The following is a 12,942-nucleotide window of genomic DNA, read 5'->3' on the forward strand; positions in this document are numbered from 1 at the left end:
GCGAAGAAGGGCGGAATTTGCGCGCAATTTCAGATCATTTTGCACAAAAAATGCAAAAATGTATTTCTTGTGCATCTTTTATGATAGAATAGAGATGTCGTCATTTGATTTCATCGGCAGCCAGAGGAGTGGGAATGGAAAATCTGGATCGGTTTGATCGCGATATTCTCGACATCGTCCAACGCAATTGCCAACTCACTGCCGAAGCGATCGCCGAAGAGGTCGGCCTTTCGACCTCCGCCGTGCAGCGGCGCCTGAAAAGGTTGCGCGAGGATGGTATCATCAAGGCGGAAATCGCGGTCGTCGACCGCAAGGCGACCGGGACGCCAATGGTGTTCATCGTCGGCATGGAGATCGAGCGCGACAATTACGATGCGCTTGCCAAGTTCCGCCTTTGGGCGGAAAAGCAGGATCACATCCAGCAGGTCTATTATGTCACGGGTGCCGTCGACCTCATTGCGATCGTCACGGCCAGGGATGTCGAGCACTATGACGACATCGCCGCCGTAATCATGGCGGAGAATCCTCAAATCCGGCGCATGCACACCAATGTTGTATTGCGCGACGTCAAGCTTGGGTTGCTCGTGCCGCTGGCAGACGGCGACGATGCCGGTCGGTAACTTGCGGATTGCGGATAGCGCTTATGTCAATACAGCCGCTTTTCGATCTCCGGTAAGCCTTTCTGTGCCAGAGCGAAAGGCAACTATCCCCTGGACATATCCAGGGGTGGCATCACATCCGCATTCAACGGGCTGACATAGGGGCTGCGGGCTGTTTGCTCGGCCAAGGCGGCTTTTGCACTTTCCATCAATACTGGATCAGTGATTGCAGCGAGCCCCGTCGCGGCCATGGCCTTTGCGGCGTGCACCATCGCCTTGTGCGCTGCCGGCATCTTGCCCTGAGCCACTACCTGCCACGTATGAAACGGCGTGCCGATCGCAACCGTCGGCGCGTGAACCTGAACGGTCGGGACGACCCAGCTGACGTCGCCAACATCCGTTGACCCGATCAGTGGCTTGCGGTTTGTGTTTTGTGGAGTGAGAAAGGTCGCGAGCGGCTCGTCAGTGACCGGCATTCCGATGGCCTTGTATTCGGCCGCGATATCGGCATCAGACAAAGTGCCCTGAATTCTCCTCGCAAATGCGCGATCCCCATCATCGAAAGACGGTACGCCCAGTTCGTCCATCGCATTGTAAAGAGCCTGTTCGAGCGGCTTGTTGCCCAACGTGTTGGAGACCGCGCTGACGATCTTCATTTCCACGCTGGTTTCGGTCATCAGGGCCGCTCCCTGCGCAATCTTGTAGACGCGTTGCACCAGATCGACCATGTCCTGCAATTCCATGGCGCGTATCGAGTATCGGACACGCGCATGGGCCTGAACCACATTGGGGGCGATGCCGCCGGTGTCCAGTATGGCTGAATGGACGCGGGCATCGGACGGCATATGTTCGCGCATATAGTTTACGCCAACACTCATCAGCTCGACGGCGTCCAATGCGCTGCGCCCCAGATGCGGGGTGGCTGCGGCATGTGAAGCCCGCCCCTTGAAGACGAAATCGGCGCGCGTATTGGCCAATGATAAAGGTGGCACCACCTCCCAGAAGCTGTTGGGATGCCAGGAAATGGCGATATCGACATCGTCGAAAGCGCCGTCGCGTACCATGAAGGCCTTGGCGGCGCCGCCTTCTTCCGCCGGGCATCCATAGTAGCGAACACGCGCCGGAATACCCTTTTCTTTCAGGAAGTTCGCCAACCCGACAGCCGCCAGCATGGCGCCGGAGCCGAGCAGGTTATGGCCGCAACCATGACCGTGACCACCCGCCTCGACAGGCTTGTGTTCGGCAATACCCGCCTCCTGGCTGAGACCTGGCAGCGCATCGTATTCTCCGAGGAATGCAATGACAGGGCCGCTTTCGCCGAGCTCTCCAACGAGGGACGTTGGAATTCCGGCTAAGCCTTCCTTCACGCGAAAGCCTTGATGCAGGAGTTCGGCCTTGTGTTCTGCGGCGGAGCGCACCTCGGTATAGCAAACCTCGGGCATTCCCCAAACGCGATCACTCAATTCGATGAGTCGTTGTTTGGAATCATCGATTTTCGACCAAAGCTCCTGGCGGTCATTCGCATTCATTTGCAGCTCCGACTTTTGTTAAATCCTGCGGATTGTCCGCCATCAGGAAGGCGTAGTGTTTGCGTGGCATCTTATGCTCGCTAGGTTTTCGACATGCAATCGTTTTGAGCTGCAGGCTCCGGACAACGGCCGGAATGACTCTGTCATAAAGCTCCGTTTGGTTGCGCGACGGCCTGCGTTCGGCCTGAGTTGCAAGATCGCCACCACATCTGTCTGCGGCGCAACAAGCTGGTTCAGCGCATTATTTCTGATGCCGCAACAACGTGCCGCGTGATCGCAATTCGGTGGCGCTTTACAAAACGAACTAGTTCGTACATTATCATTGGCGAGGAGTGACGGATGCTGCATCGTGCAGCATCGATGACTGTCAGGATGATCTCGGATGTCCTTGTAGGCGGGTGCAGGCGGAGGCCGGATGCGCCTGGTTGCGATATGTCCTCGACATCCGAATGCTCTGGGGAGGAACGACCATGAAAACACAAATCGAACACAAGACACCCAAGCGCGCGGCTCTTGCGAGCTGGTTGGGAAGCGCCGTCGAATACTACGATTTCTTCGTCTACGGTACGGCAGCAGCGCTCATTTTCCCGAAGATCTTCTTTTCGGCGGAAGATCCGCAAACGGCCGCTATCGCCTCATTCGCGACCTTTGGCGTTGCCTATATCATGCGGCCGCTGGGCGCAGTGGTTCTCGGCCACGTCGGTGACAAGTTCGGCCGCAAGAAGGTGCTGACCTTCACGCTGCTCCTTATGGGGTTTTCGACCTTCATCATAGGCTGCCTGCCGACCTACAATCAGGCTGGCATCCTGGCGCCCATTCTTCTGGTTCTGGCGCGTTTGCTGCAGGGCATTTCAGCGGCCGGCGAACAGGCTGGCGCCAGTTCGATGACACTTGAGCACGCACCTGAAAATCGGCGCGCCTTCTTCACCAGTTTCACGCTGAGCGGAACGCAGGCCGGACTGATCCTTGCAACATTGGTCTTCATCCCGCTTGGAAAGCTCGATGAAGCCGCATTGATGTCATGGGGCTGGCGTATCCCGTTTTTCCTGAGCTTCGTGGTTGTTATCGTCGGATTCTGGGTGCGCCGCACGCTTGCTGAGACCCCCGCCTTTCTAGAGGAAACAAAGAAGGGCGAAGTCGCAAAAGTGCCGCTCGTCTCGCTTCTCACCAATTATTGGGCTGATGTGCTGCGCATCATCTTTGCGGCGCTGATTTCCGTCGTAAGCACGATTTTCAGCGTCTTCACGCTGTCCTATGCCGTCAACACCATGCATATCGATCGCTCGACGATGCTGACCGTTCTGGTGCTTGCCAATATCGTGGCGCTGGGCGCGATCCCCGCATGGGCGATCCTTGCGGATCGCATCGGCCGCAAGCCTATCTTCATCTTCGGCGCCATCGGCTGCGCGGTGCTGATCTGGCCTTACATCTGGGCCATCAGCCAGAACAACCTCATGCTGGTCTTCGTCCTTGGCATTCTGCTTTCCGGCGTGGTTTACAGCGCTTCCAACGGCATCTGGCCGGCGCTTTATGCAGAAATGTTCGACACTCGCGTGCGTCTGTCCGGCATGGCCGTCGGAACTCAGATCGGCTTCGCGCTCGGCGGCTTCGCGCCGACCATCAGCGCGGCCGTGATGGGCACAGGACCGATGGGATGGGTGCCGGTTGCCGTCTTTACCTCGATTACAGCTTTGATCGCGGCTGTTTCCGCGGCAACGGCAACGGAGACCTACCGGACACCGATCGATCAGCTTGGCAGGGATGAACGACGCCTGGCGGCCTCCGTTCGCCATGCCGATCGGACGGTCTAGCCGCCGGCACTGATCTTGCCGGCGATAACGTCCAGCGATCGCGGATGAGTTTGTTGAAAATCGTCAAGTAACGGGATGAAACAATGAAAACCTCGATTGCGACCGTTTCGATCAGCGGTGACCTCAAGGAAAAGCTTCAGGCCATCGCCAAGGCCGGTTTCGATGGCGTGGAGATCTTCGAGAACGATTTTCTCGCCTTCGATGAATCGCCACGCCAGGTCGGTCAGATGGTGAGAGATCATGGGCTGGAGATCACGCTCTTTCAGCCCTTCCGGGACTTTGAAGGCATGCCCGAACCCTTGCGCAGCCGAACCTTCGATCGCGCCGAACGCAAGTTCGACCTGATGCAGGAGATGGGAACCGATCTTGTTCTTGTTTGTTCGAATGTCTCGTCCGTGGCATTGGGAGGGATCGATCGCGCCGCAGCCGACTTCTTCGAGCTCGGCGAGAGGGCGGCCAAGCGCGGTCTGCGTGTTGGCTATGAGGCACTTGCCTGGGGCCGGCACATTCACGATCACCGCGATGCCTGGGAGATCGTCCGCCGGGCCGATCATCCGAATATTGGTCTCATCCTCGACAGCTTCCATACGCTTTCGCGCAAGATCGACGTCAATTCGATCCGTTCGATCCCGAAGGAAAAGATCTTCATCATCCAGCTTGCCGATGCGCCGTTGATCGACATGGATCTCCTCTATTGGAGCCGCCATTTCCGTAATATGCCGGGGGAGGGCGACCTTCCGGTGCTCGAATTCATGAAGGCGGTCGCGGCAACGGGCTACGACGGCTATCTGTCGCTGGAGATTTTCAACGATCAGTTCCGCGGCGGTTCGCCGACCGCCATCGCCGTCGATGGCAGGCGTTCACTTGTCTATCTCGGCGATCAGGTTCGCCGTGCGGAGAACAGCAGCCTCACCTTGCCGCCCATGCCGGCTCGCGCCGAAGTGGACGGCATTGCCTTTATCGAGTTTACAGTCGACGAGGCAGAAACATCCGTCCTCTCCGATCGGCTACGTACATTGGGCTTTCGCCATGTCGGACACCACAAGAGCAAGCGCGTCGATGTCTTCCGGCAAGGCGACATCAACCTTGTCGTCAATACCGATCCGGATGGGTTTGCCGGTGCCTCCTATGCTTTGCATGGGCAGTCGGCTTATGCGATGGGATTATGGGTGGACGATGCCGAAGCTGCGGTCGCGCGGGCCGTCGCCCTCGGCGCGGAACGCTTCGGACAGCCTTTGGATCCCGGCGAGATCGAAATGCCGGCGGTCAGGGGCGTTGGCGGCGGCGTTCTTTATCTTCTCGATCGCAAGAGCGCGCTCGCCCGCATATGGGAGATCGAGTTCGACCCAGTCGACGACGATACCAATCTGCGGCCGGTCGGACTGACGGGCATAGATCACGTCGCGCAAACGATGAAATATGAGGAGCTGTTGACCTGGCTGCTCTTTTATACCGCGATATTGAATGCGCATAAGACGCCGATGGTCGACATTATCGATCCTGCCGGCGTCGTTCGCAGCCAGGTGGTCGAAAACGAGCCAGGCACCTTGCGCATCACGCTGAACGGTGCGGAAAACCGCAATACCTTGGCCGGCCACTTCATCGCCGAGACCTTCGGCTCCGGCATCCAGCATCTGGCCTTTGCGACCGATAATATCTTTGCGGCTGCGGCTGCCTTATCGGATAACGGCTTTGCCACCTTGGTGATCTCGCCCAACTATTACGACGACCTGGAGGCGAGGTTCGGCCTCGAGCCGGCTTTCACAGATCGCCTGAAGGCACATAACATTCTCTATGATCGCGACGATCACGGCGAATATTTCCAGCTCTACAGCCCCACCTACGGCGAAGGCTTCTTCTTCGAAATCGTCCAGCGCAGCGGCTATCGCGGCTATGGCGCGGCGAATGCCATCTTTCGCATAGCAGCGCTGAGGCGGCATCTGCGACCGATTGGTCTGCCGAAACTTTAGACCCTCCCCATTGGCGTGAAGCCTGTGTTAAAGCTTTGATCTTCAATGTTGGGCAGGGACAGACCCAGGAAGACGAGCAAGGCATGACCAAAGCGCAAGCGGCCAAGATCGAGCGTCTTACGCGAAAGAACGATCCAGACGCGACCAAGGAAAATATCCTCAAGATCGCCACCGAGGAATTCGTCGCAGCAGGTTTTTCCGGTGCGCGCGTCGATGAAATCGCCGAGCGCACCAAGACGTCCAAGCGCATGATCTATTACTATTTCGGCAGCAAGGAGGGGCTCTATCTTGCTGTTCTCGAGCAGGCCTATACGAAGATCCGCACACTCGAGAGTGAGCTCGATCTCGAGAACATGCCGCCCGTTCAAGCCATGGCGCAGTTGATCGCCAGCACCTTCGATCACGACGACCAAAATCCGGATTTCGTCCGCCTGGTCAGCATCGAGAACATCCATCGCGCCGAACATATGAAGCGTTCGGTCGTCCTGTCGCAGATGAACATCGCAATCATCGATATCATCACTGGAATCCTCGAGCGGGGCTACGCCGATGGCAGTTTCACGCGCCGGGTAGACCCGGTCGATCTGCACATGATGATCAGCGCACAGTGCTTTTTTCGCGTTTCCAATCGGCACACGTTCGGGGCGATCTTCGAGCGTGATTTGTCATCCGAAATGTTAAAGACGCGGCACAAATCTCTGATCGTCGATGCGATCCTTGCTTTTCTGAGACATCCCTCCTCCGAATTGGCCTGACGAGGCGCGGAGTTATTTGATTGGCACTGGCGTTTTCCAGCCGCACTCAACCATGCCTCATATTGACTTTACGTACTAGTTCGTACATTTTGCAAGCAAGCCTGTAGCATGGCTTTGTTTTGCTGCTCGGGAGGAAAGATTGAACACTCAAGCCGCCATTGTTCCTCGTCAACTGCGTGTCGGATTGATCGGTGCCGGGATAGGGCGTTCGCTGACGCCGGCCATGCATATGCGCGAAGGCGAGCATTGTGGCCTATCCTATCGCTACGATCTCATCGACCTGGACACGCGCGGTCTCTCCGCGTCGGATCTGCCGGCTCTCATCGATGAGGCCGAGGCGCAGGGCTTTGCCGGCCTCAACATAACCCATCCCTGCAAGCAGGCGGCCGTGGCACTGGTGGACGAACTGTCGCCCGACGCCCAGACGCTGCGATCCATCAATACGATCGTCTTTGATGGACGGCGCAGGATCGGCCACAATACCGATTGGTGGGGATTTGCCGAAAGTTTCCGGCGTGGGCTGGCCGGGGTTTCACTCGATCACATTGTGCAGTTGGGTGCGGGCGGCGCCGGCGTTGCCGTTGCCCATGCGGTGGCTGAAATGGGTGCGCATTCGATTGAGATATTCGATCTCGACCCCTTGCGCGCGCAGGCCCTCGTGGATCAGCTTCAGCCGGCACACGACACTTGCCGTTTTTCGATTGGTCGTGATCTTGCCGCAACATTGGATGTGGCGGACGGTCTGGTCCATGCAACGCCGACCGGCATGGCCGCGCATCCAGGACTGCCGCTCGATGCGCGGCTCCTGTCCGACCGCCTCTGGGTCGCGGAAATCGTGTACTTCCCGATCGAGACCGAATTGGTGAAACTCGCCCGGCAGACAAGCTGCCGCGTTCTCGACGGCGGTGGCATGGCGGTATTCCAGGCGGTGAAGGCTTTCGAACTGTTCACCGGCATTCGTCCGGCGGCCGAGCGCATGATGCAGCACTTCAATTCGCTGCGCTCCTAGAGAATTTCCAGGAAAAGCGCACTACGGTTTTCCGTTCGAAATGCGTAGAAAAATGCTCTAGGCGCCAGTCGGCTATTGAAGAGCCCGATCGCCCAAGCTTCGGCGCCGAAGTTTCATCCTCGGCACCGGATACGTCATGGGTGGGGTCAGGCCGATTGCTCGATTACCAATACGCCGTAGCCGGCGAGTTCGGTCGTACCCGATATGGCTTTGCCGGTCAGCAGATCGGTACCTGCAGGCAGATTGACGATCTTCGTTTCGTGCTCCGTATTGAGCACGAACAGCAGCCTCCTGCCGTCACCCTCGCGCAGCGACACTTCGACGCCTGCCGGCAGATCCTGCACCAGCGGCGCGGCAATGTCGTCGCTGACGAGAAGCTCGCAAATGACTTCTGCAAGCGGTGCCGTCAGATAAGTGCCGAGATAGTAGACCTGACCATTGCCATGCCGACGGCGCGTCAACATTGGCGTGCCTTCCAGGAAGCGATCGGACCAGCGGCCAACGATCTCCGTGTCAGTGGTCGTTTCCAGCTTCTCGTAAAGGTGCCCCGCTTCCAGCCGGCGGTTTCCGATCGTGTAGCCATATTTGCGCGCGGCCGACGTTGCTGCCGGACGCGGCGAGGGCTGGTGGCTGCCGATGCCGCCCTCGCGGAAACCGGTGAACAACCCATCCGCGCCCGGAGCGGAGACCGGGCCGAATTCGTAGACACGCACGCCCGAAAGCTCCGAGAGCGCCCGACCCGGCGCCTGGGTGCGGATGATATGATTGTTGTCGTCGCGAGTTCCCGTCATTGCCGACAGGATGAGCGTGCCGCCATCGGCGACGAACTTCTCAACCGCTGGCGACCATTCCTCTTTCCACATAACCCAGTGGGGAACATAGAGGGCCTTGACACGTGAGAGATCATCTTCCGGATGGATGAGGCCGCAGGCAACACCGGCCTCATAGCATGCGCGGTGCAGATGGGCAGCATCCTGCATCGGGCTCGGCAGGCCGATCGCATAGGTCTTGTAGGCTTCCTGATTGTCGAAATCCGCGCCGGCGATGGCAATATCAATGCGGACAGCGGTGCCGAGAAGCTTGTTCTCGATCTTGCGGATATCCGACGCGAATTGCTTGGCTTCCTCGTAACGGCGGCGCGGCACGTCATCGTGATCGATAATGCCGTTCCAGTAGATCTCGGCGCCAAAATGCGCCGGCCGCCAGCGGAAGAACATCAACCCGTCTGCACCACGCGAGACCGAGGTCATCGCCATGCGGCGCATCTCGCCGGGCTCCGGCACGGAGGAGGAAAAGCCCGGCTGGCTGCCGAGGCCGGAGGCCTGCTCGGGAACGATGAAATTGCCCGAATAAGCGCGGCATTGGTCGAGGTGGAAAGCCTGCGTGATCGCATGGCCGCCGCCGCGGCGCATCTCGTCATAAAGGAACGGATAGATGTCGAAGCCGATGAAATCGAGATCCTGGCCGAACTGGCCGCGGAAATCGATGTCGGCAAGGTTGCCGAGATTGTGGAAGATGAACCATGCGGGATTGGTGGCCCTCAGGATTTCCACCTGATCGTGCTGGAAGAGGGCCGTCGCGAAGGCGAGGAAGCGGTGATAGTCCTGCACGTGGCCGGGGCTGGAGAAGGACGGATTCATCGGTTTCGGGAAGACGATCTGGTCGAAGGTCTGGTAGGCCGTTGCCCAGAAATCGCCGCCCCAGGCAAAGTTCAAGGCTTCGATCGTGCCGTATTTTGCACGGCAGAACTTCTGGAATTCGATGAGCGCCGATGGCGAGTAGCTTTCGGAGGTTGTTGTGTTCAACTCGTTATCCGTCTGCCAGCCGATGACGTCGGGATTGTCGCGGTAATGCTCTGCCATGATGCGGGTTATGCGCTGGCTGTGCCGGCGCAGCACCGGGCTTGTCGTGTCGGAATGCTGGCGCGACCCGTGGCTTGCCTGCCTGCCATTCGCATCGACACGCAGGACTTCCGGATATTTTGCCGTCAGCCAGCGCGGCGGCGTTGCCGTCGGGGTGCAAAGGATGGTCTTGATGCCATGCCTGGCCAGGCCGGCAATCGCCTTGTCGAAGAGCGAGAAGTCGAAATGGTCTTCATGCGGCTCCATGATATGCCAGGCGAATTCCGCCATGCGGACGGTGTTGAAACCGGCGGCCACCATGCGTTCGGCATCTCGGTCCCAATAGCTCTCGTCGACATGTTCGGGATAATGCGGTACGCCGACCATAAAGCCGTCGAGGTTGAGCGTCCGCCAGACCGAGAGCGGCTTTCTTTCCAAAACTTTCATGAGCTCACAAGCTTTCTTTACAGAGAGGCAATGATGGGCTTCGGCCGGCTGAGGGTTCTGCCATCGGGGCCGAAGAGGTAGAGGGAGGAGGTGGAGGCGGACAGCTTGACCTGCTCGCCGGCCGAAAACCCGGTCGCATTGCCGAGCTGAACGGTGAAATTGCGCGTACCGCTTTCCGAGCCGATCGTGGCAAGCGGGCCTGCATCGACGTAGAGAATGGTTTCGCGACCGAGTTGCTCGACGAGGCGGACCCTGCCGTCGAGAGAAATGGCGGCGTCCTCACTGGAAGCGCCGATCTTCAGCGATTCCGGCCGGATGCCCAGGGTGAGGCTCGCTTCTGCTTTAAGATCGCCGACATCGGCCACGGGAACCCGGACTGTCGTGCCGCTACCTTCAAGCGCGACTTCAGCCAGGCCGTCGCGAAGGGAAACGAGCTTTGCATTGACGAAATTGATCCGCGGCGCGCCTAGGAAGCCGGCAACGAACTGGTTTGCCGGGTTGTGATAGAGACTAAGCGGCGCACCTTCCTGTTCGATGATACCCTTGTTGAACACGACGATGCGGCTCGCCATGGTCATCGCCTCGACCTGATCGTGCGTCACATAGATCATCGTCGAGCCAAGCTGCTGGTGCAGCGTCGAAAGCTCGACGCGCATTTGCGTGCGCAGCGCCGCATCGAGATTGGAGAGCGGCTCGTCGAAGAGGAAAACCTCCGGTGCACGGGTGATGGCACGGCCGATGGCAACGCGCTGGCGCTGGCCGCCCGAGAGCTGCTTCGGGCGCTTGTCGAGTTGGTCGGATATTCTAAGGATGTCCGCCGCACGCTTGACGGCAGCTTCGATCTCGGCTTGCGGACGCTTGGCCATCTTCAGGCCGAAACCCATGTTCTCGGCAACCGTCATGTGCGGATAAAGCGCATAGGACTGGAAGACCATGGCAATGCCGCGATCGCCCGGCTCTTCGCGTGTCACGTTGCGGCCGTTGATCCAGATCTCGCCCGAGCTGATGGTCTCAAGCCCGGCAATCGTCTTCAGCGTGGTAGATTTACCGCAGCCCGATGGGCCGACCATGACGATGAATTCGCCCTTGTCGACGGATAGATTCACCGAACGCAGGGCGTGGTAGCCGCCATAATGTTTGTCGATATCGACCAGCTGTACATGGCTCATGAATAGTACTCCAAATCGGTTCGCGCGGTGCGGGACGTGTCAGCCCTTGACGGCACCCATGGTCAGACCCGCGATGAAATGCTTCTGCATCAGGAAGAACATCAGGACCGGCGGAACGGCGACGAACAATGTTGCCGCCGCCACGATATTCCAGGCCGACGTCCATTCGCCTCTGAGGTTGTTCAGGCCCGCCGTCACCGGCTTCACGACGTCGCTCTGGGTGAGTACGATCGCCCAGAAGTAATCGTTCCAGACGAAGGTGAAGATGAGGATCGCAAGGGCGGCAAGCGCCGGCCGCATCAGCGGTATGACGACATGGCGCATTGTCTGCCAGGGGGACGCGCCTTCCGCACGCGCCGCCTGGAACAATTCATCGGGCAGTGCCGCGATGAAATTGCGCATGAACAGGGTCGCAAAACCCGTCTGGAAGGCAACATGGAAGATGATTAGCGCGAAATAGGTGTCGTAGAGGCCGACTGAGACCATAAGATCGCGCACCGGGATCATCATGATCTGCGCAGGCAGGAAGTTGCCGCCGACGAAGAGCGAGAAGAGCAGGGCATTGCCGCGAAAATTATAGCGGGCGAGCACATAGCCAGTCAGCGTCGAGAACACGAGAACCAGCAGCACCGAAGGCAGGGTGATGATGAGGCTGTTGATGAAATAGCCCCACATGTTCGTCTGCTGGAAGACGGACTGGAAATTCTCGATGAGATTGAAGTGCTCGGGCCAGGACCAGTATTTGCCGGCCATGATTTCATCCGCCGTCTTGGATGCCGTCAGCATGACGGCAAAGAGCGGCAACAGCCACAATATGAGGATGAGGCCGACAAAGCCGGCATAAAGGCCGCGAAGTGCGGGCTTCTCCTCGGGGATGGGGCGAGGATACATCAGCGTGTCTCCCGTTCCATGCGCACCATGACGCGCAGATACCAGGTGATGAAAATGATCATGATTACAAAGAGGATGGTGGCAATGGCCGCGCCGTAGCCGAAGCGATAGGAAAAGATCGACTGCTCGTACATCTGGTAGGCGAGCACCTCGGACGAGCCGAAGGGACCGCCCGATGTCATCACCGCGATCATGTCGAATGATCGCAATGCGCCGACGACCGTAACGGCAAGGGCGATGAAACCTACCTGGCGCAACTGCGGCAATACGACATGCCAGAGCATATTCCAGCCACGCGCGCCGTCGACACGTCCTGCCCCGATGATATCGGAGCTCAGATTGTTGAGGCCGGCGAGAAAGAGCACCATGCAAAATGCGATCTGCGGCCAGAGCGCTGCTATAACCACGGCGAAGGTGACGAAATGCTCGTCGGCGAGCAGGGCGGGCGCTGCAGCACCGAAGAGGCTGAAGATGAGGGCAAGAAGTCCGTAATTCGGATCATAGACCCAGCCGAAAACGACGCCGACCGTGACGGTCGCAAGCACCAGCGGGATGAAGAAGAGCGACTTCAAGATCCGCATGCCGGCGATCTGCTGGTTGACGAGGAGCGCCAGCGCCAGCCCGAGCGGGGGAGCCGCCATGAACATGACGAGCCAGATGATGTTGTTCTTCAGCGAGACGTAGAATTGCGGATCGGCAAAGAGTTCAAAATAGTTTGCCAATCCCATCCAGGTCTTCTGGCCGACGCCATCCCAATCGAAGAACGATATCCAGATCGACTCCACCGAGGACGCGATGATGATCGTTCCGAACAGGATGCATCCCGGCACAATGAAGAGGACAGGCGTCAGCCAGTTCCTGTGTTTTTTCCACATGGCTCAGACTTCTTAGGTTCGATAGTGCAAGGCGCCTCGAGAGACG

The 12,942-nt window shown here is 58.6% G+C and carries 10 protein-coding genes; 5 read left to right on the plus strand and 5 right to left on the minus strand.

Translation table 11 applies throughout. The annotated features are described in order from the left end of the window. The first annotated feature begins 134 nt into the window (after nt 1-134). The gene (locus AC13Q5_RS14555) at nt 135-620 is read left to right on the plus strand and encodes an Lrp/AsnC family transcriptional regulator (protein WP_075855995.1); all 486 of its coding nucleotides are present in this window, start codon (nt 135-137) and stop codon (nt 618-620) included. Between the two features lie 83 nt (nt 621-703). Here AC13Q5_RS14555 and AC13Q5_RS14560 read toward each other — a convergent pair whose 3' ends face one another. Further along, entirely contained in the window at nt 704-2,128 is a 1,425-nt protein-coding gene (locus tag AC13Q5_RS14560; RefSeq protein WP_488502108.1) for a M20 family metallopeptidase, read from the minus strand. Nucleotides 2,129-2,598: 470 nt separating this feature from the next. Here AC13Q5_RS14560 and AC13Q5_RS14565 point away from each other — a divergent pair, with 470 nt between their 5' ends. The 4 genes from AC13Q5_RS14565 (at nt 2,599) to AC13Q5_RS14580 (ending at nt 7,673) form a co-directional block, all read left to right on the plus strand. Next, entirely contained in the window at nt 2,599-3,939 is a 1,341-nt protein-coding gene (locus tag AC13Q5_RS14565) for an MFS transporter (protein ID WP_488502109.1), read from the plus strand. A gap of 83 nt (nt 3,940-4,022) precedes the next feature. Then, nucleotides 4,023-5,909 carry a bifunctional sugar phosphate isomerase/epimerase/4-hydroxyphenylpyruvate dioxygenase family protein gene (locus tag AC13Q5_RS14570; protein ID WP_457879143.1) on the plus strand — a complete coding sequence of 629 codons (1,887 nt, stop codon included), beginning with the start codon at nt 4,023-4,025 and terminating at the stop codon, nt 5,907-5,909. Nucleotides 5,910-5,992: 83 nt separating this feature from the next. Beyond that, nucleotides 5,993-6,664, plus strand: a complete 672-nt coding sequence (locus AC13Q5_RS14575; RefSeq protein ID WP_488502110.1) for a TetR/AcrR family transcriptional regulator — start codon at nt 5,993-5,995, stop codon at nt 6,662-6,664. Nucleotides 6,665-6,803: 139 nt separating this feature from the next. Then, nucleotides 6,804-7,673 carry a shikimate dehydrogenase gene (locus AC13Q5_RS14580; RefSeq protein WP_488502111.1) on the plus strand — a complete coding sequence of 290 codons (870 nt, stop codon included), beginning with the start codon at nt 6,804-6,806 and terminating at the stop codon, nt 7,671-7,673. Between the two features lie 146 nt (nt 7,674-7,819). On the opposite strand, the gene AC13Q5_RS14585 is transcribed toward AC13Q5_RS14580, so the two are convergent. The 4 genes from AC13Q5_RS14585 to AC13Q5_RS14600 are packed head-to-tail and all read right to left on the minus strand — an operon-like array spanning nt 7,820 to nt 12,896. After that, nucleotides 7,820-9,961 (minus strand): beta-galactosidase, encoded by a 2,142-nt coding sequence (locus AC13Q5_RS14585; protein WP_488502112.1) that lies wholly within the window; start codon nt 9,959-9,961, stop codon nt 7,820-7,822. A gap of 17 nt (nt 9,962-9,978) precedes the next feature. Next, nucleotides 9,979-11,130, minus strand: coding sequence for an ABC transporter ATP-binding protein (locus tag AC13Q5_RS14590; protein WP_457880324.1), 1,152 nt, complete (start codon nt 11,128-11,130; stop codon nt 9,979-9,981). Nucleotides 11,131-11,169: 39 nt separating this feature from the next. Beyond that, nucleotides 11,170-12,021: a carbohydrate ABC transporter permease gene (locus AC13Q5_RS14595; protein ID WP_457880323.1), complete on the minus strand. Its 852-nt coding sequence runs from the start codon at nt 12,019-12,021 to the stop codon at nt 11,170-11,172. Beyond that, on the minus strand, nt 12,021-12,896 hold the full coding sequence (locus tag AC13Q5_RS14600) for a carbohydrate ABC transporter permease (protein WP_488502113.1): 876 nt from the start codon (nt 12,894-12,896) through the stop codon (nt 12,021-12,023). The genes AC13Q5_RS14595 and AC13Q5_RS14600 overlap by 1 nt, the downstream gene beginning before the upstream one ends. Nucleotides 12,897-12,942: the final 46 nt, after the last annotated feature.

It is taken from the genome of Martinezella sp. CNPSo 3964 (assembly GCF_057784375.1).

Excerpts from the sequence above, each read along its gene's own strand:
- AC13Q5_RS14555 (WP_075855995.1), top strand. The coding sequence starts at position 135 with ATGGAAAATCTGGATCGGTTTGATCGCGATATTCTCGACATCGTCCAA.
- AC13Q5_RS14560 (WP_488502108.1), bottom strand. The coding sequence starts at position 2,128 with ATGAATGCGAATGACCGCCAGGAGCTTTGGTCGAAAATCGATGATTCC.
- AC13Q5_RS14565 (WP_488502109.1), top strand. The coding sequence starts at position 2,599 with ATGAAAACACAAATCGAACACAAGACACCCAAGCGCGCGGCTCTTGCG.
- AC13Q5_RS14570 (WP_457879143.1), top strand. The coding sequence starts at position 4,023 with ATGAAAACCTCGATTGCGACCGTTTCGATCAGCGGTGACCTCAAGGAA.
- AC13Q5_RS14575 (WP_488502110.1), top strand. The coding sequence starts at position 5,993 with ATGACCAAAGCGCAAGCGGCCAAGATCGAGCGTCTTACGCGAAAGAAC.
- AC13Q5_RS14585 (WP_488502112.1), bottom strand. The coding sequence starts at position 9,961 with ATGAAAGTTTTGGAAAGAAAGCCGCTCTCGGTCTGGCGGACGCTCAAC.
- AC13Q5_RS14590 (WP_457880324.1), bottom strand. The coding sequence starts at position 11,130 with ATGAGCCATGTACAGCTGGTCGATATCGACAAACATTATGGCGGCTAC.
- AC13Q5_RS14595 (WP_457880323.1), bottom strand. The coding sequence starts at position 12,021 with ATGTATCCTCGCCCCATCCCCGAGGAGAAGCCCGCACTTCGCGGCCTT.
- AC13Q5_RS14600 (WP_488502113.1), bottom strand. The coding sequence starts at position 12,896 with ATGTGGAAAAAACACAGGAACTGGCTGACGCCTGTCCTCTTCATTGTG.